This window comes from Kaistella haifensis DSM 19056 (genome assembly GCF_000735695.2).
GTDB lineage: Bacteria > Bacteroidota > Bacteroidia > Flavobacteriales > Weeksellaceae > Kaistella > Kaistella haifensis.
Map to the genome: position 1 here is coordinate 12,070 of NZ_JASZ02000012.1, position 19,277 is coordinate 31,346.

The window sequence follows — 19,277 nt, forward strand, 5'->3', positions numbered from 1 at the left end:
TTCAGTTATTTTGATATTGGTTTGAAACAATACAAAAAAATTAAATAGAATATTTCAAAATTCTTACTCTTTTAAAACTTGCATAATTCGTCCTTTTTATAGGTGTTGTCCTATATGTCCGATTAAAATTTTTCCGTTTTGTATATTCGGCAACCCTTCGTGAAAATAAATTCTTCTGTCATTAGAGTAAGCATTACTCGTGTCACTATAACAAAGTTTCAAATGAGGCTCGCAACAAACTTCTTCGGCTTCGTTCAGACTGTTTTTGAAACTGAATGTAAAATCGGGTTTACGTGCTGCATTACCTTCTAAAGATGCTGTTTCGTCTAACGCGGCAGTAGTTGAAAATACTTCCAATATCTGTGTTCTGTTTCTGTTTGTTGTGTCAATATTTTTTAATTTGTCATTAAGAGCTGATAAATGATAGACAATCTTCTTTGGACAATCATTAAGTATGGCTCTAATGCTTTCACGATTGCGTTCGTGGAAGAAAAGATTCGGAAAATACTTGATACACTCGTCAATGTAAAAATTTTCATTCTTAGGATACAATCCCAAAAAGTGCCGTCTGAAATCAAACCAACCGTTTAAGTGATAAACTATTTGAAGTTCAGGATTTACATTTGCGACGGGATTGAACGCAATTAAACCGTGACAAAGATTCTCATCGTGTTCAGGCAAAAGAACTTCTATGACTTCCTGTGAAGTAGTGTTTGTTGTGGCAGACTCAACGATAATTCTTTGCAACGCATTGTAAACATCACGGTCAATATGTGTTTTTGCCACTTGCGGATTGAACAATAAATCAGAAAGCAAAACTCCATTCAAAAAATTCACATTGTAAATATCGGGGTGAACAAGAATCTTATTCGTATCGTTATGTTTTCGGATATGAACAAAATCTTCTGCAAGTGTTTTTGTTTTAGTTTCAATTTCTGATGTTGCCAAATTTGTATTGTTGGCGAATGATTCCGCTACTATGTATAACTCTGCAACCATAGGATTTACTTTGAAAATCTAAAAATGTTTGCCAAATCAATTTCCTGCTGGTCAAAAAATCCTTCTGGCCAATTTTCGATTTTTCCTTTTTCATCAACTGACAAAGTATTAGGCGTAAACCCCTCGTTGAAGTAAGTGATGGAAATGTCGTTATGGGAAATTTTTACTTCTGGGTTTAAAGCACAAACTCGCAAACCATTCAAAATATGTTCACTGTGTGATTCAATAAAAACCTGCACACCACACGACGCAACTTTTGCGAAGAACTCTGTGATTTTTGATTGCGCTCTTGGGTGTAAGTGAGCTTCAGGATTTTCTACAATAATTATATCTCCTTCTTTTGCAATTAAACCCGTCAAAACCAATGGTAAAATGTAACTATATCCAAATCCAACATTATTTGGTTTGTAACTGTAAGAATTTTTCCTACTATTTATCAGTAGAGATAAAACGCTACTTTGTTTATCTTTACCGATGATTTCAATTTTTGCACCTTCTAAAATATAGTTTAACCATTCTTCTGTTTGCTGAATTACAGATTTTGAGTCTTGCCCTAAATATAAATTGTCGTTTACTAATGGCAACTTATCTGAATTGTGCAATATGTTTATACTGTGTTCGCCAGTAGTACCTACGTGTATAAATTCAGGCAGATTGGTTTTGTCAACATACTTAACTGGTCCTAGACGGTCAGCACTCACAAAGTGAATTTTTCTAAGAATATCGGCAAGAATTATAACATTTTCGTTTTGCTCTTTTGTCGCTTTTTGTTGTGTGCTTACTATATCTTTTGAATCAATTATTGAAATCTCTTGTAAGTCTGCGAGCAAAGCATCTGTTTCATTTTCCGTATATTCAAATTTTGCTTCTTTAAGAAGAGCAGAGTAAAATTTTAAATTGAATTGTATATTTTTTTCTCTTGTAGTTTCGCTGTTCTTAATGTCATCAAAGTTCCCAAGTTGAACAAATTCATCATTAATGAACAGTTGTTTAAGGTCAGAATTTTTACGTGCAGATTGCGATAGAATAAGAAACGTTTGAAGCAATGAAGATTTTCCTCTGCCGTTTATCCCCGTGAGTAAATTTAGTTTTGAAAAATTAAACAATGGTGAATTTTGAAAACATTTGAAGTTTTGTATCTGTAATCCTTTAATCATTTTGTATCTTTTTCTAAAAGTTCATATGCTAATCTGAATCTATCAAGAACTTTTGTTTTGTTTCCTGTAGATTTAGTAACAGATTCATAATAAACATCATTGTTAATTAATTCAGCATAATTTTCTTCAATTTGGGTTATATTCTTTTCAAGAAACTCATCGTTTTTTGATGCTATATAATTACAGACCGATTCTAATATGGCAGTATTAATTGTTCCTCTTGTTTGTTCTGTTGGTATTCTGAAATTTCGGTTTCCCCAAATCTGAAAAGACCATTTCATAACCCTCTCAAAATCGGCTTTCATTTTTTCAATTCTGCTGTCGTCAAGTTTGTTGATTCGCTTCATTGCTGTTTCAACATAATCGCTCATATCTCCTGTATATTCATCTTGATAATTAAACCACCGAAAAGCCAAATAACGCAAAACCGCTTCTCGGTCTTTCATCCTTGTGTCTTTAATACCCCAATTTATTGCTTCTTTAAAATACTGTTGTTCTGAAAGTTCTTTCAAAAGTTTAGTCGAGTTACCAATAAAAATGCAATTGCGAACCTCTTGTCTATTTAATTGTGTCCCACCAGTATTGATTCGGTTGAATAAATCGTAAATAACAACCATTGGCGTAGAAGGTTTCAAAACAAAAATTGTAAGTTTTTTGTCCTCAAACTTTGAACGAAGTGTTTCTGGTAAACTTTGGAATGTTTCACCGTTATATTTTGGCAATGCTTCAAGCCCTCCCAAAGTAATTTTACCCGAATAAAATTGACTAAGTGCAGTTGTCCTTTGCAACCCATCAATGACAATGTACTGCGCCTCTTTTGTTTCATTTAAGTAAATCGGTGGTAACGGAAAATTTAATAAAATTGATTCGATGAATTTACTTTTTTGTGTATTATTCCATACCTGATTCCTTTGAAAATCTGGCTGAACAACTATTTTCCCTTTTTCAAGTTGTCTTAAATACTCAAAAATTGAAAATGGAGCTTCTCCAATTTCAATTTCTGTATAAGCTGGGTCATAAGGATATAAACCGCCATCAGTTTTGCCATCTTCTAGCTCTGTGTCCTTGTCAAATTCTATTATATCGTTTAATGGTTCTGCCATTTTACTTTGGTTCTAAATATTACAAATATAGTATTTTATGTGCTTATAATTTTCATTCATAGAGGGATAGACATATTCCCAATATAATTGGTGATTATGTTAAAATTAGGCTGAATTACAATACTTATTTTCCCAAAAGTACAAATTAAATTCCTCCCTACTAACAACCTTACGCCAAATCCCGCCACTCAACGCCAAACCCTACCACATTCTCAAAGGCATTCGCTCCCGCATCTAATTTTAGAATTTAAGTAAAATTCTAAACAAATAAAGTATGGATGTACAGCAAAAAGACCTGTCGTATTTCAGATTACGACTGCAAGAATTATTAAACAGCAGCTTTCCCGAAAAGGCACACGACCAAAAATTTATAGACCAACGGTCTTCGTGGGCTGCCAATGCTTATGAGGGTGCTTTCCGTTCGGGAAACGCCGTTGAGCAATGCGACGAAATAGCCAATTACATACTTTTTGAGGGCTTGCACTTCTCCAAGTTCGACACGGTTTTCAAAGTGGTATGCAATGAGTTTGATACCATAATGGCAGACGAGGAACTGCGACTGTTCGCCCTGAAAATGTTCCCTGTATGTGAGCCTGTTTTCGCAGGATACAAATTAACCGATGATTTCGCCTATGGGTATGAGTTTGATGTACTCTACACCGAACTGACTGGAACCATCTCAATATGGATTGAGGAAAATGGGCTTCAGTAAACGGTTCCATCTCCAACAGAATATTGATGCCCTGCGAATTGTTTTTAAACTGGAAAAGGAGAAACGGCAAGCCACCGTAGGCGAAAGACTGCTAATGATGCGATACAACGGATTTGGCGGTCTTAAATTCGTTCTGAACCCCATAGAAAACGAAATAGATATCAATCATTGGAGAAAAACAGAACACGACCTTTTTCCACTCACGCAGGAACTCCACCAACTACTCAAAGAAAATTCCCAAGACGATAAGCAATACCGCAGGTATGTGGACAGTATGAAAAGTTCCGTACTGACGGCTTTTTATACACCGCCAAAGGTTATAGATGCCATTTCATCTGCCTTGCGGGATAATGGTCTGCACATTGATAAATTCCTCGAACCCTCCGCAGGTATCGGTTCATTCATCCAATCCTTTTCGGAAAATCAGAAAGCAAGTGTTACCGCTTATGAAAAGGACTTGCTTACAGGCAAGATTTTAAAGCAGCTTTACCCCGATAGCAATATCCGTATAAACGGTTTTGAAGAAATCCCCGAAAGGGAACAAAACAGCTATGATATAATTGCCAGTAATATCCCTTTTGGCGATACTTCCGTATTCGATTTATCCTTTTCCCGAAGCAGGGACGATGCCAAAGTACAGGCTGCCCGAAGCATACACAATTACTTTTTTCTGAAAGGTGCTGATATGCTCCGTGAGGGTGGTTTGTTGGCTTACATCACTTCGCAGGGCATTCTGAATAGCCCTAAGAACGAACCCATACGCAGGGCGTTGATGCAGGATAATAATTTGGTTTCGGTTGTAAGACTGCCCAACAATCTGTTTACCGAATATGCAGGTACGGAAGTGGGCAGCGACCTGATTATCCTGCAAAAAAATACGGCAAAACAAAATCTGACCGACAGGGAAGATCTGTTTTGCCAAAGCAAGCCAACCGAATACAATACGCCGGGCAATGCGCTCTTTCAGGACGGTACAAGAATTATCCATACCGACCAAAAATTAGATACCGACCCATACGGTCAACCTGCCTTAATCTATACGCATAAAGACGGTGTTGAGGGTATTGCCAAAGATTTGAAACAAATGCTTTCCGAAGATTTAGGGAACCATCTGAATTTGAATTTATACAAAGGCGAACGCAATGATGAGCCTATGATACAAATTCCGATTGAACCAAAGGTTACACCTCCGGTCATAGACCCTGCAATCGTTCAGCAAAAACCGCAGCTTATAACCACTCCGGTAGTCCATCAGGAAAGCCCACAGGAACTAAAACAACTAAGCATTTTTGACCTGTTTGAAAGTGCGGGTGAGCCTGTAATGGTGCTTGCTCCACCTAAAAGAACTACCCAAAACAAAAGGCAAAGTAGTAATAAAAGAAGAGGCACAATAGGTCGTCAACCCGACCTGTTCAGCAGTGCCAGGCAGCAACCTTATACACCGCTAAAATCCAATGGTGCTACCAATGGAAAAAGCCAAGTAAACAGCAAAAAACAGGAAGCCATCGGCGACCTGTTTTCACAAATAAACGGCAATGGCCAGTCTGATAAGACTGCCATTCCCGTTACCGATATTAACACCGTTCCTGAACCTGCTCCGTATAGCGGCGAACTGCAATTATTCCACCGGAATGATTGCCTTGTGGTGGATAACGGTTGGGTCGGCTATTTGCAAGAGGTGGATAAGGAAGACAAAAAAGCTATCTTTCATCCATTGCAATTGCCGTCGGCACAGAAAGCAAGAGCCGAAGCCTACATAGCCGTAAGGGACAGTTATATCAACCTGTACCAAAAAGAAGCTGAAAAACAGACCGAACACAGGGAAGAACGGGAAACCCTGAACCTGCTGTACGATGCCTTTACCAAAAAATACGGCAATCTCAATACTGCCGACAATGCCAAGCTGATAAAAACAGACAGTGCAGGTAAAGAAATCCCCTATCTGGAGCGTGTCATTGGCGGCATAATCCATAAAGCGGATATTTTCAGCCGTCCCGTTAGCTTTTCTACCATTACGTTAGCAACCGACAATCCCGAAGAGGCTTTAGCTGCCTCCCTGAACAAATACGGAAATGTGGATTTGGACTTTATGTCCGAAATCAGCAGCCTGCCTGCCGATACCCTGAAAGAAGCCCTGCACGGGCGGTTGTTCTACAATCCGCTACAACAGGAATATGAAATAGCCGAACGTTGGATTGCAGGCAACGTGGTGGAGAAAGCAGATGAAGTAAGAGCCTATCTCGAAAACTATCCCGATGATACCGAAGCCAAAGAAAGCCTTACCGCTTTAGAGGAAGCCCGACCAAAACGTATCGAATTTGAGGAACTGGATTTTAACCTCGGCGAACGGTGGATACCTACCGGAATTTATGCCCGTTTCGCTTCGCATTTGTTCGATGCGGATGTACTGGTTCATTACTCCGAAAGCTCCGACGACTTTTCCGTAAAGTGTCATCAGGGCAATATGCACATTTGGGAAAAATATGCGGTCAAAGCGGAAAGCCGCACGTTTGACGGTATTGCCCTGCTTAAACACGCCCTTGTCAATACCACGCCTGATATTACCAAAAAAGTAATGGTTGGCGACCAAGAGGTTAAAGTACGGGATATGGAAGCCATACAAATGGCGAACACCAAGATTGACGAAATCCGTACCGCCTTTACCGACTGGCTACACGCACAGAACGATGAGTTTAAAAACAGGCTGACCGACCAGTACAACGATACCTTTAATTGTTTCGTTCGCCCAAACTATGACGGAAGCCATCAGGAATTTCCGGGATTAGACCGCAAGGGAGCAGGCATTGAAGACCTGTATTCAAGTCAAAAGGACACCGTTTGGATGATAAAGCTGAACAACGGTGCTATCTGCGACCACGAAGTAGGCGCAGGAAAAACGCTGATAATGTGTACCGCAGCGCAGGAAATGAAGCGTTTGGGATTAGCCCATAAGCCGATGATTATCGGGCTGAAAGCAAATATACCTGCCATTGCCGAAGACTACCGTAAAGCCTATCCACACGCCAAAATCCTTTATCCGGGTATTGATGATTTTACGCCGAAAAAACGCCTGCGGATTTTCGGGGATATTAAAAATAATGATTGGGATTGCGTGATACTTACGCACGACCAGTTCGGAATGATACCGCAATCGCCCGAAATACAAAAGGAAATCCTCGAAATAGAACTGGACAGCGTAGAGCGCAATCTCGATGCCCTGAAATCGCAGGGCAAGGAAGTGACAAGGGGAATGCTCGCCGGGGTAATCAAGCGGAAAGAAAATCTTGAAGTAAAGCTGAAAACGCTGCAACACGATATTGAAAACCGCAAAGATGATATTGTGGACTTTAAGATGATGGGCATAGACCATTTGTTTGTGGACGAAAGCCACCAGTTCAAAAACCTGATGTTCAACACCCGTCATACACGGGTTGCCGGACTGGGTAAGGTGGACGGCAGCCAAAAGGCACTGAACCTGCTTTTTGCCATCCGCACCATTCAGGAGCGTACCAATGCAGATATGGGCGCAACCTTTCTTTCGGGTACAACTATCAGCAATTCATTAACGGAGCTGTACCTGCTGTTCAAATACCTGCGCCCCCGTGCATTGGAAAAGCAAGGCATTCATTCTTTTGATGCGTGGGCAGCTATCTATGCAAGGAAAACGACCGATTATGAATTTTCGGTAGCTAACAATATTGTCGCTAAAGAGCGTTTCCGCTACTTTATCAAAGTGCCGGAACTGGCGCAGTTCTATTCTGAAATCACGGATTACAGGACGGCAAAGGATATTGGTATTGACCGCCCCAATAAGAACGAGGTATTGTACAACATACCACCAACGCCCGACCAAGAAGCCTTTATACAAAGCCTGATGGCTTTTGCCAAAACGGGCAATGCAACTTTGCTCGGTAGAGAACCATTATCGCAAAGGGAAGAAAAAGCAAAGATGCTCATTGCTACGGACTACGCCCGTAAGATGTCGCTCGATATGCGTATGGTAAGCGGTATCTACGACGACCATCCCGACAACAAGGCTTCGCATTGTGCGGCAAATATTGCCAAGTATTATAACCAGTTCAACGCACAGAAAGGAACGCAGTTCGTTTTCTCGGATTTGGGAACCTACAAGCCAGGCGAATGGAATGTGTACTCTGAAATCAAACGCAAGCTCGTGGAAGACCACGGCATACCTGCGAATGAAGTAAGGTTTATTCAGGAGGCGAAAAATGACAAGCAACGTAGGGAACTTATCAACGGGATGAATGAGGGCAAAATCCGTGTGCTGTTCGGTTCTACAAGTATGCTTGGAACTGGCGTAAACGCACAGAAAAGAGCCGTTGCCGTTCATCACTTAGATACGCCGTGGCGACCGTCTGACCTTGCCCAACGTGATGGCAGGGCTGTAAGAAAAGGCAATGAGATTGCCAAATTCTTTGCCGATAATAAAGTGGCTGTTATCATCTATGCCGTTGAGAAATCTTTGGATAGCTACAAGTTTAACCTGTTGTACAATAAGCAGCTTTTCATAGACCAGTTAAAGACCAACAACCTGACCAAAAGAACGATTGACGAGGGAAGTATGGATGAAAAATCAGGAATGAACTTTTCGGAATATGTGGCAATCCTGTCAGGAAATACAGACCTTTTGGATAAAGCCAAACTGGAAAAACAGATTGCCGGATTGGAAAGCGAAAAGCAGGCGTTCAACCGTTCTAAATCCAGTGCCAAATTTAAGGTACAGGATTATACGGAAATGTTGCAAAGCACTCAATCCCGTTTGAACCGGATGAGTACCGACTGGGAAAACTTACAGCAACGCCTACAAAAGCGTTCGGACGGTACAATCGAAAACCCTGTGCTGTTGGATGGCTTGCCACCTAATGCAAATCCGAAACAAATCGGTGCAAAGCTGAACGAGATTGCGGACAAAGCACTCACCGGGGGGCAATATGATGAAATCGGTACACTGTATGGTTTTACCTTATTGGTAAAAACAGAAATGACGCAGAAAGACAGCAGCAGTCTTGTTGAAAAGTACAACCGTTTCTTTATTCAGGGCGATGGCAATATCAAGTACACATACAACAATGGTATAATGGCAAAAGACCCCGAAACTGCCACAATGAATTTTTTGAGGGCTTTGGAAAAATTGCCGGGCTTTGTGAAGCAGGAACAAGAGAAGATTGCTGAAATACAAAAAGACCTGCCTATACTTCAAGAAGTGGTTAACGGTACTTGGTCTAAGGAAAGCCGATTGAGTGAGCTTAAAACGGAACTGGCTGCCGTAGAAAGAAAGATACAGCTATCTATTACACCGGAAACCAAACAAGATGCTCTGGAGCAGGCAGAAAAGCAGAAAGAAACTCCAACGGTTCAGGAAAGCATTATACGGACAAAAGGCGTTCATTTGCCACGGGGCGTATTGTAAGGGTTGTTTACTTTTCGTCCTGCTCGTCCATTTTCTTTATCAGTGCTTCACACAGATTGTCAAGGAATTTTGTACGGTTTATTTTGCGGGCTTTCAGTTCCATAAACGTGTGGTAAAAGTCGCCTAATTCAATATTAAAGGCATCTTCAAAAGTTTTGGCAATCAATTTTATGTCTGTATTCCCATTGTTAAATACACCGTGGGAGTACAGTGCATAAATGAGTTCCGTGAGTGCAGTTTTACTTGCTGTCCATTTCAACGAATTGTCTGAAACCTTTTTCTGATTGATATTATTTAACCTGTCTTCCAAATAAACTTGTATCAGGTCATTGGCAATAATCTTGGCAACCTTATAATCGTGTGAAGTAGAAAAACGATGGTCTGCTTCAAAATAAAATGTGTCTAACCACAGCCTTATATCGTGCATGCCACGCACAAAGAATTTTTCGTCAACGAAAGAATTATTGCTGCGGTAATACTTGTAAAAATCAAGGTTGTTTTCAAAGAACCTTTTTAGCTTTTTCAGTTCTTTGGTAAAATATTTCTTGGTACGCTTGTTCCCGTAGGGTCTTCTTGTTTCGATTTTATAGATGGCATTGTAGTAGATGAGCTTTGAAACAATAACAGGTTTCTGATACTTGAAAAAATGGATTTCTTCTTCCATATTCTTAAAGTCATTTTTCAGTACAAAGTCCTTTAAGTCGGCAAGGCTTTGTATGATATGGTGTATAACGGCTTCAATTCTTTTTATGGGGCAGTCGGTTTCAATCTCCAGTTCCTGGATTGCAGTTTCCAATTTAAGATATGTTTCATTGTAAAATTTATCCATTCGCTTCATTTTGATGTAATATATTATTGGTTAATACAGAAAAGCTAACACTGTTCGTATTAGCTTATGATGCAATTACTGCTTAAAAAAATTCAACCTCTACCGTATTGATGATGGAACGATAGATAGATTTTTGTTGCATACTTTAAAGGGTTGTAGTATGATGCAGGTTAGTCTTTGCGAATTACACCTGCATCACCTCCTTTTTTTTACCGATATTTTTTTACGGTTATGCAGTTTACAACCCTTAGTTATTTAATTTTAATAAGTCAATGCCAGCCCCACACCAAAGCCCATATCGCTATCATAGTGGGTACGTATCCCTATATTCTTATTAATGATATACCTAAGTTCTCCCATATACTCTAAGTCGGTATTCACCATAAAACCACCTCTTAGTCTTTTTGAAATTGGTATATCTTCACGCATTAACTGCAATCTCACAATTCCATCATGATATACTTCTGCCTGAAAATTGACCAGCATCGGCAGCGTATAGATAAATCCTAAGCTAAACTGTCTGCGGGTGTCTTTCTCATTTCTTTGCCCAAACAAATTCTTTTCGTGCTCATCAATACCGAGTCTGCGGTAACGCCAGTCAAAACCTATGAATGGCATAAACCATTGCATTCTGCCCAAATACCTACCTAAATGTGTTTCTACCTCGTAGCCGTGCATATCATTGTAACCTAAACGCCATTCTGTTCCTAATTGGTAGCGTGCATTCATTAGCATAGCTTCTCCATCATTACCATTGGTTGCAAAATCGTTTTGTGCCATAAAATGAGGCATATTACTTTCTCTTTGCAATTCTTTATAGGCTTTTGCCTTATCGGGTAGATAGGGGTTATTGTAGTCTCCAACTTCAAAGACCCTGTTCATTCCCGCCATCATGTGATATAATATATGGCAATGAAAGAACCAATCACCTTCCTCATTTGCTAAAAACTCAATGGTATCTGTTTCCATAGGCATGATATCCAACACATTTTTAAGCGGCGATTTTTCGCCTTTTCCGTTTATCACCCTGAAATCAAATCCGTGAAGATGCATTGGATGCCGCATCATTGAATTATTATAAATGGTAATCCGTAGAATTTCTCCTTTTTTTACAGGTATTTTGTCAGTTTCCGAAAGTATTTTATTATCCATGCTCCATACATAGCGGTTCATGTTGCCAGTAAGTGTGAATTTCAACTCTTTTACAGGCGCATCATTTGGAAGAGAGGTGTTATAAGGTGATTGCAACATAGCATAATTTAATGTTTTGATGTCTCCCAAGGCATTAGCGTTGTAACGGTTAGCGTCGTTATCCATATCCATACCCTCATGCTTACTGTGGTCTGCTTTTTTTGTTGCATCTCCGGTAATTTCGGGATACATCACTACATTCATGTCCATTTGGTTAAGGCTCATCTTCATGCCCATATCGTTCAAATCGCCATTCATTTTCATCATATCGTTCATCATCTTCATCCCCTCGAAATACTTCAATCGTGGGAGTGGAGAAATAAGCTGTTTGACCCCATCACCTATAAAGTAACTCGCAGATTGTGTCCTGTCTTCGGTTGTTGCTAAGAACTCGTAAGCCAAACCATCTTGAGGGATAGTCACTACAATATCGTAAGTTTCAGAAACGGCAATGATTAACCTGTCCACCTCTACAGGCTCAACATCATTCCCATCATTAGCTACTACTGTAATTTTTCCTCCAGCATACCGTAGCCAGAAATATGAAGACGCCCCTCCATTGGAAACACGCAATCTGACTTTGTCGCCTGCTTTTAGCTTTTTACCATCAATTGTTTTCAAATCGGTGCTATGGCTACCATTTATTAGGATTTTATCATAGTAAACGTCACTGACATCCATCGCCAGCATCCGCTTCCACTCGTTTTTTACCTTTACCCCTAATTTTCCCTCCTTAATAGCTTCAACATATGATTGTGTTGCGCCTTTCTTAATGGCCGCCCAATCATTTGCATTGTGTAGCATACGGTTGATATTATCGGGGTTAAGATTTGTCCACTCACTTAATATAATTGGAACGGTCGGCAAATCATCAATTCCTTTTCTGAATGTCTTATCATCGCTTCTTTTCTTCATGATAAAACTACCGTACATGCCTATCTGCTCCTGCAAGCCTGAGTGCGAATGATACCAGTGCGTGCCATGCTGGATAATCGGAAAACGGTAGGTGTAGGTTGTACCCGGTGCGATGGGTTTTTGTGTAAGCCAGGGCACACCGTCTTCTTTATTGGGCAGGAACACACCATGCCAGTGCAGTGATGTGCTTTCTTTCAATTGGTTGTGCACCACTATTTCGGCAGTGTCGCCCTCGGTAAAGGTAAGGGTGGGCATGGGGATTTGCCCGTTTACGGCAATTGCCCTTTTTTGCTTACCTGCATAGTTGACAAGCGTATCTTTTACATACAGCTCGTAATGCACCACTCTCTGTGCAAACAGCGTTTGCGTGCAAAGCAGTATCAGCACTGTTTGCAAAATTCTTATAGGTATTTTATTATATCTGTTCATGATTTGAAAAATTTTATTTAATGCTGTCTTCCATTGTCCTAAACCACGCTATCAAAACCTGCTTATCCTCCGGTGACAATACTGCATTGCGATGAATTAGTGTGTATGATGACAACGGCATTTCCCCGTCCTTAACCTGCCCGGCCATAGCCCTGAACTTGTTTCGCTGCCTGCGGACAGAATAGTCGCCAAATTCGCTAAAGTTGAGTTCCTCTTTCCCCTTTTTTATATGCTCTGCCATGTACCATGCGCCGGGCTGGATACGGCTGTACCACGGATAATGGGTATTGTTGCTATGGCAGTCATAACAGGACTGAACAAGGATAGCCTTTACATTTTGGGGTACGGCGTACACTCTTTCGATATGGGTGGCTGGCACTTCAACCGCCTGGTTCCGTAAGGGCTGAAAGAACTGTATGGCAATCAGGACGACAGCCAGCCCCAATATGATTTTCTTCTTTATGGTCATAATTATTTTATTGTGGCTTCATCTTTTTGTGTCTACTGTTTTTTCACATACTTGGCATAATTCTCCTTGTTTTCAAAATAAGAAACTTCACCGTTATTTCCTGTCACAGCAATCACCGCATTAGCTTTGTCTACCTGCTTATGGGAATAGGGGTCTATCGCCATCCGCACGGTCGCATCTTTTGGAATACGTTCCTTACACATTTCGCAACATCCGTAATAGGTTTTACCATCAAATTTTACTTCAAACTGCTTTTTGCCCATATAGGCATCATTTACCATGCAGACTTCATCCAATGGCACCAATTCGCCTATTTGGACATCATGTTCGTGGCTTGCCGGAGTTGCCTGCGAATGATGCTGTGCCGCTTCATCCTTATTTGACCCTGTCTGCCCGCAAGCGGTGAATAGCAGAGTTAAAGAGGAAATAAAGCAAATTATTATTTTGCTCATGTTAAAACTATTTTTTGAAATTTTATTATTTACTTTCTTCAAACTCTTTCAGCTTGCGCTTCATCAATTCAATTTCTTCCGCTTGGGTTTCAAGTATGTTTTTTTGCAACTGTATCAGTTCCGGGTCGGTCAGCTTTGCCTTTTCGGACATCAATATTGCTGCTGCGTGATGGGGTATCATACCTTTTACAAATTGTTTGTCCCCCACATTGATTTGCTCCCTTATACCAAACCATGAAAAGATGCCAACGGCGACTGAAAATATGGCTATCATCCAGTTCATTTTCCTGTTAGCGTACATCACTTTCATTACCACTAATTCGATAAGCAACATTGCCGAAGTCATCAGCAGGGTCATATACAAATTGTTGATATTGGGTATAAGGTTGCGCAACCCGTCTATCATAGCGTACATAATAAAATACATTGCACCGAACATTACGACAGCCATAATCGCAAAGCGTTTGTACATGGCTGAAACATGGCTTGAATTGTGCGCACCATGCCCTGAAGCATGACCTGTATGGTGGTTGTTCTGCATATTATCCATAACCCTAAATTTATTTACCGTTAATTGTTTGCTGTACCTTACCGCAGCTAATCATTTTTGAACCGTAGTAAGGATTTTTGATTTCTTTGTTTTCGCTGAACCAAACAGCTCCTTTCCCGTCATTGAACATCGGGCAATGGTCTTGATACAATGTTTGTGATGTGCCGAACAAACTAACCAGGTCTTTCAAATCTTCGCTAAGCGACGCTAAATGTTCTCTTTGGTGGTCTATCTTCCCAGCATTTTCGCCAATGTGCTCGGCATTTTCTTTTGCACTTTCAAAAATTTCCATAAACTCTTTATGCTTATCGGCTGGAATAGTTTTCATATCCACCTTATTCAAAGTACCCAACAGCTTTTTTCCTGCATTGGCGGCAGCTTTGTCATTATCTGAAGCAAGTGCGTTCTTTAATGATAGATAATCGGTAACTATGGGCGCAATAGAAAAGTTTTTTGCTTCTTCTTTTCCTGTTGCTTTTGCTTCCTGACCGCTCGGAGTTTCACTCACAACGGGCGCAGCTACCGTATCATCCTCTTTTGGTTGGGAAGCTGACTGTTCTTGTGATACAACAGCAGTATCACTTGAAGACTGCTCGTTTTTGTTGGATGCCTGATTGCATGATACTGTTACAAATGCCATGATAACAGCAATGATTGATAATGTTAGATTTTTCATTTTTATTTATTTTTTGATTTTTAAAAAACTTGCGTTAATAGCCACTACAATGGCGCTTACACTCATCAGCACAGCACCCATAGCGGGACTTAAAACAAAATTCGGATAGAGTACGCCTGCCGCAAGCGGTATTGCCACCACGTTGTAGCCAACCGCCCATATCAGGTTCTGTACCATCTTTTTGTAGGTAAGTTTGCCGAAGTCAATCAGTTTGACCACATCCCTCGGGTCGCTGTCTACCAATATGATATCCGCTGTTTCGGCAGCCACGTCCGTACCGGAACCCACGGCAATGCCCACATCTGCCTGTGCCAGTGCAGGTGCATCATTTACACCATCACCAGTCATTGCTACGATTTCGCCTTTTGCCTGAAACTCCTTTACTTTCTCCTGCTTGTTGTGCGGAAGCACATTAGCCAAATACCCGTCCATACCCAATTTTCCGGCTACGGCAGCAGCAATCCTGTCGTTGTCCCCGGTGAGCAGAAAGGACTTGATGCCCATTTTTTTGAGTTCCTCAATCGCCTGTGCCGAACCCTCCCGGATGCTGTCTGCCAAAGTAATGATGCCGATTACCCGGTCATCAATGAGGACAAAGTTGACCGTTTCGGCCTCTTGATTGATTTCGTTTGGAATTTCAGGCAGGGAAAGGTGGTTTTCGGTGAAATAATTCGGGCCGCCAGCTACGACATTTTTCCCGTTCACAACACCTTTAACACCTATGCCCTGCATATAGCTGAAGTTTTCAGACTTCCATAAGGCAAGGCTCTTTTCTTTCAATGTAGCCATAATGCCTTTGGCGATATGGTGTTCCGAATTTTGCTGTACTGCGGCAGCATACTGGATAACCTCATCGGCATTATATTCGTCTGTTAACGGTATAACCTTTTCTACGGCATGGGAACCTTTGGTGAGCGTTCCGGTCTTATCAAAAATGACAGTGGAAAGTTTTCGGGTGGTTTCAAATGCTGTGCGGTTGCGGATGAGCAGACCATTGGTCGCCGATAGCGTTGTGGAAATGGCGACCACCAACGGGATAGCCACGCCCAATGCGTGCGGGCAGGCCGTTACCATTACCGTCACCATTCTTTCAAGCGCAAAGGCAATATCTCCACTGCTTGCATACCAATAGGCAAATGTGCCTATGCCCACGGCAATGGCAATAAAGGTGAGCCATTTGGCAACTTTGTCCGCAAGGTTTTGCGTATTGGACTTAGTAGCTTGTGCCTCCTGCACAAGATTGATAACCCTGTTCAGGTAGCTGTCTTTTCCAACGGCTGTTACCTTAACTTTCAGCGCACCATCACCATTGATAGAGCCTGCGATGACCTTTCCGTCCTTTTCCTTTTTTACGGGAACACTTTCTCCGGTAAGCATACTCTCGTTGATATATGAAAGCCCATCCAGAACCAATCCGTCGGCTGGAATTTTTTCACCCGGTTTTATGATAGCCGTTTCACCGCTTTGCAGGTCTTCTAGCTTTATCTTTACAGCTTCTCCGCCTCGTTCCACGGTAACATCGTTGGGCAGTAACGCTACCAATGACTGTAATGCCCGTGAAGCAGCCATTTGGGAACGCATTTCCAGCCAATGCCCTAACAGCATGATGTCAATTAGGGTTGCCAGTTCCCAAAAGAAATCCATGCCCTGCAAGCCAAATACAACGGCTACGGAATAGACATAGGCTACGGATATGGCGATAGCAACAAGTGTCATCATCCCTATGGCTTTGGCTTTCACCTCGCCAATCATTCCCTTTAGGAATGGTAAGCCTCCATAGCAATAAATCACCGTACCCAATGCCAGCAACACATATTTATCGCCATTGAAAGCAAGCGAGAAACCTAACCATTGCTGTATCATGTGCGACAGGAGCAGTATAGGGATTGTAATGACAAGGCTTATCCAAAAACGAGTGAGGAAATCACCTGTATGATGTCCCTCATGTTTATTAAAGTTTTCGTCAGCATGGCCATGTTGAGAATGCCCGGAATGCCCATGTCCTGATTTTTGTACATGAGAAACTGAGCTACCGCCAACGGGAACCAGTGCCATGCCACAAAGCGGGCATTTGCCTGGTTCGTCTTTTAGCACCTGCGGGTGCATGGGACACGTGTATTTTTTCATAATAAGGGGTTTTAAAAGTTATGTTGCACTTAATTTTTTTGCCATCTCATGGGTCATTTCTTCGGCATAAGCACCATAGGCATCCACAAGTACGCCTTTATTCTTACCATCATTGGACGATATGGCATAAATCACGGCATTGTTATCAGGACTGCTGTAGAGGCTTTCAAACCTATGGGTTTCCGTAACCGTAAAATCCTCCGGTTTTAGTTTCAGGCTCCTTGACGCACAGTACAGGCAGTCCGGCAACAGACTAAAGTCCATACTGTATCCACGCTGTCTTAGGTCTTTAAGCGCCTGCACCATGTCATTGTACTGTACCATAGCTTTCAGACCTGTTATTTAATGGTTTCGACCGTACTGCCGCAGGTAAGCATCTGTGAGCCGTAATATGGGTTTTTAACAGCATTCTCTTTACTTAGCCAATTGGCTCCCTTACCTCCATTGTACATAGGGCAGTGCTGGTAATAAACGGGAGTATCCTGTTTAGACACTTTGGCCAGTGTGTAGTTGCTTCCCGAAAGTGCCGCAAAAGCACTTCTTTGTTTTGCAACATCTTTTGATTTTGAAATGCTTTCCGCATTGGCCGTCAAGTCCTGCATCACTTTCATCCAAGCCGTATGTTCCTCTGCCGATAGCTTATTCATATCGACTGCTTTAAGGGATGCAGCCAATTCAGCGGCTTTGGCAGATGCGGTCGCCGCATCGGTTTTTATCAAAGCATCTTTCACTGAAAAGTAGTTGTCAAATACAGCCTTTAGCTGTGATTGGTTTTGGGCTGCATCTTTGTTAGCTGCCATTTGACTATGGTCGTGATTGCCATGTCCGGCATTCATGTCCATTCCCGCCTCCTTGTTTTTGGCAACCGTCTTCACGGGTCTATCATACTGGCAGCAACCAGCCAGTTTAGCATATACGTCATCCGGCGCACGGAACTTCTCACTGTCATAACCAGCCAAAGCAATACGTTTCAGGATTTCATCCTGATTTGTTTTGTCGCCGTCATAGGTGAGCGTAGCCATCTTGGTATCTTTGTTCCAGTCCACGCTGGCTACCTTTTTTACGTTACCTGCTTTTTCGATGGTGGTTTTGCACATACCACAATTGCCGTAAATCTTTACGGTTTCTGTTTTCGCATTCTTGATTTGTGCGAAGCCGTTTATTGATGATAGTAACACGGCGATTACCATCACTATTTTTGATAATGATTTCATAATAATTACATTTTGAGAAACGGGGGATAGATAAACCCGTTTCTGTTTTAAATTTTAAGTAAATGATACAAATAGGGGATTTGCAAAAGCCGGAACAGCTTCTGACAGGACACACCTATGGCTATCAGGCCATAGTTTTAGCTTATTTTAGGCGGTAGCCAAATGGAGAAAAAGCCCGAAGAATAGTAGGCTTCTTTGAAACCGAATTTTTGCTTTTTAGCTGCTGCTAAGTGATTTTTTGCCTTTAATTCGATTATGGTTGGGACATTTAGGGAAGTGGTTGAAGCACCGCACCTGCAAGAGTTGTGTGAACAGCCGCCCCCGCATTTGTCACTTTTGCATTTTTTACAGGATTTGCCCTTGCAACCTTTTTTATGTTCTGATTTTTTGGATTTCTCCTTTGAGCAGGAAGACTGCTCGGTCTTTGTTGAATTTTTGGAACAGGCATAGCTCTGACTTGGCATCATAAAGAAAACCAAACAGAACAATGTCAAAATGCCTATATGTATTCTATAATTTTTCAACGCAACAAAGTTACAAATTAGATTGGTTTTTTATATCGTTTTACGTTTTTTTTTGCTATATGGACAAAAAAATGCCATATACGCAATAACCTATCGCCTTTTTTCAGAATTGATAAAATGCCCTTTTTCAGCAACCCAACCTCATAGAAAATTCGGTCGGAAAAAGGGCATTTCAAAAAGTTGTTGGCTTAGGCGTCCAAAGGTTCAATTTTGAAGCCTGCCTTTTGCACGGTCGATATTACTTCCTGCTCGGTAATGCCCTCGGACTTCACTGTAAGTACCTTGTCCTTGTTGGCAGTGTCCACTTCCCAATGGCAGATACCCTCTGCCTTGTCCAAGTGCGGTTTTACAGATGCGATACAACCTCCGCAATTGATGTTCGTCTTGAATTGAAATTGTTTATTTTCCATTGTTAATAAATTTTAGAGTTATCTGATAATGCAAATTTCCGTACTATTCAGTTCAGTATTGTTGTGTAATTTCTTGTTTGATTTGTGAG

16 protein-coding genes are annotated in these 19,277 nt (G+C 41.3%); 2 read left to right on the forward strand and 14 right to left on the reverse strand.

Translation table 11 applies throughout. The annotated features are described in order from the left end of the window. Nucleotides 1-96 precede the first annotated feature (96 nt). From AP75_RS07240 to AP75_RS07250, 3 genes are read right to left on the reverse strand one after another with little or no spacing between them, the layout of a single operon-like run. Nucleotides 97-999 (reverse strand): hypothetical protein, encoded by a 903-nt coding sequence (locus AP75_RS07240; protein ID WP_088264042.1) that lies wholly within the window; start codon nt 997-999, stop codon nt 97-99. 5 nt (nt 1,000-1,004) lie between these two features. Further along, a complete protein-coding gene (locus tag AP75_RS07245; protein WP_031504387.1) occupies nt 1,005-2,156 on the reverse strand; it encodes a DUF3696 domain-containing protein in 1,152 nt (383 codons plus the stop codon). Beyond that, nucleotides 2,153-3,259 carry a DUF262 domain-containing protein gene (locus AP75_RS07250; protein ID WP_088264044.1) on the reverse strand — a complete coding sequence of 369 codons (1,107 nt, stop codon included), beginning with the start codon at nt 3,257-3,259 and terminating at the stop codon, nt 2,153-2,155. The genes AP75_RS07245 and AP75_RS07250 overlap by 4 nt, the downstream gene beginning before the upstream one ends. Before the next feature lie 274 nt (nt 3,260-3,533). Between AP75_RS07250 and AP75_RS07255 the strand changes: the two genes are divergently transcribed. Further along, entirely contained in the window at nt 3,534-3,971 is a 438-nt protein-coding gene (locus AP75_RS07255) for a DUF1896 domain-containing protein (RefSeq protein ID WP_031504389.1), read from the forward strand. After that, on the forward strand, nt 3,958-9,402 hold the full coding sequence (locus AP75_RS07260) for an N-6 DNA methylase (RefSeq protein ID WP_088264046.1): 5,445 nt from the start codon (nt 3,958-3,960) through the stop codon (nt 9,400-9,402). The genes AP75_RS07255 and AP75_RS07260 overlap by 14 nt, the downstream gene beginning before the upstream one ends. Before the next feature lie 7 nt (nt 9,403-9,409). Here the strand turns inward: AP75_RS07260 and AP75_RS07265 are convergent, their stop codons facing one another. The 11 genes from AP75_RS07265 to AP75_RS07315 all read right to left on the reverse strand — a co-directional run bounded on the left by AP75_RS07265 (nt 9,410) and on the right by AP75_RS07315 (nt 19,188). Beyond that, the gene (locus AP75_RS07265; protein ID WP_088264073.1) at nt 9,410-10,231 is read right to left on the reverse strand and encodes an RteC domain-containing protein; all 822 of its coding nucleotides are present in this window, start codon (nt 10,229-10,231) and stop codon (nt 9,410-9,412) included. A gap of 261 nt (nt 10,232-10,492) precedes the next feature. After that, on the reverse strand, nt 10,493-12,766 hold the full coding sequence (locus AP75_RS07270; RefSeq protein ID WP_088264049.1) for a multicopper oxidase family protein: 2,274 nt from the start codon (nt 12,764-12,766) through the stop codon (nt 10,493-10,495). A gap of 13 nt (nt 12,767-12,779) precedes the next feature. Then, a complete protein-coding gene (locus AP75_RS07275; protein ID WP_031502091.1) occupies nt 12,780-13,235 on the reverse strand; it encodes a heme-binding domain-containing protein in 456 nt (151 codons plus the stop codon). Nucleotides 13,236-13,267: 32 nt separating this feature from the next. Next, a complete protein-coding gene (locus AP75_RS07280; RefSeq protein ID WP_034735335.1) occupies nt 13,268-13,687 on the reverse strand; it encodes a hypothetical protein in 420 nt (139 codons plus the stop codon). Nucleotides 13,688-13,712: 25 nt separating this feature from the next. After that, nucleotides 13,713-14,228 carry a DUF305 domain-containing protein gene (locus tag AP75_RS07285; protein WP_242589783.1) on the reverse strand — a complete coding sequence of 172 codons (516 nt, stop codon included), beginning with the start codon at nt 14,226-14,228 and terminating at the stop codon, nt 13,713-13,715. A gap of 19 nt (nt 14,229-14,247) precedes the next feature. Beyond that, nucleotides 14,248-14,913, reverse strand: a complete 666-nt coding sequence (locus AP75_RS07290) for a DUF3347 domain-containing protein (protein ID WP_031502089.1) — start codon at nt 14,911-14,913, stop codon at nt 14,248-14,250. Between the two features lie 6 nt (nt 14,914-14,919). Continuing rightward, entirely contained in the window at nt 14,920-17,019 is a 2,100-nt protein-coding gene (locus AP75_RS07295) for a heavy metal translocating P-type ATPase (protein ID WP_221404534.1), read from the reverse strand. 39 nt (nt 17,020-17,058) lie between these two features. After that, nucleotides 17,059-17,364 carry a hypothetical protein gene (locus tag AP75_RS07300; RefSeq protein ID WP_031503033.1) on the reverse strand — a complete coding sequence of 102 codons (306 nt, stop codon included), beginning with the start codon at nt 17,362-17,364 and terminating at the stop codon, nt 17,059-17,061. Nucleotides 17,365-17,378: 14 nt separating this feature from the next. After that, nucleotides 17,379-18,254 carry a DUF3347 domain-containing protein gene (locus tag AP75_RS07305; RefSeq protein WP_088264053.1) on the reverse strand — a complete coding sequence of 292 codons (876 nt, stop codon included), beginning with the start codon at nt 18,252-18,254 and terminating at the stop codon, nt 17,379-17,381. A 268-nt stretch (nt 18,255-18,522) separates the two neighbouring features. Beyond that, nucleotides 18,523-18,702: a hypothetical protein gene (locus AP75_RS07310; RefSeq protein WP_002981096.1), complete on the reverse strand. Its 180-nt coding sequence runs from the start codon at nt 18,700-18,702 to the stop codon at nt 18,523-18,525. A gap of 264 nt (nt 18,703-18,966) precedes the next feature. Continuing rightward, the gene (locus AP75_RS07315) at nt 18,967-19,188 is read right to left on the reverse strand and encodes a heavy-metal-associated domain-containing protein (protein ID WP_002981097.1); all 222 of its coding nucleotides are present in this window, start codon (nt 19,186-19,188) and stop codon (nt 18,967-18,969) included. Between the last annotated feature and the right edge of the window lie 89 nt (nt 19,189-19,277).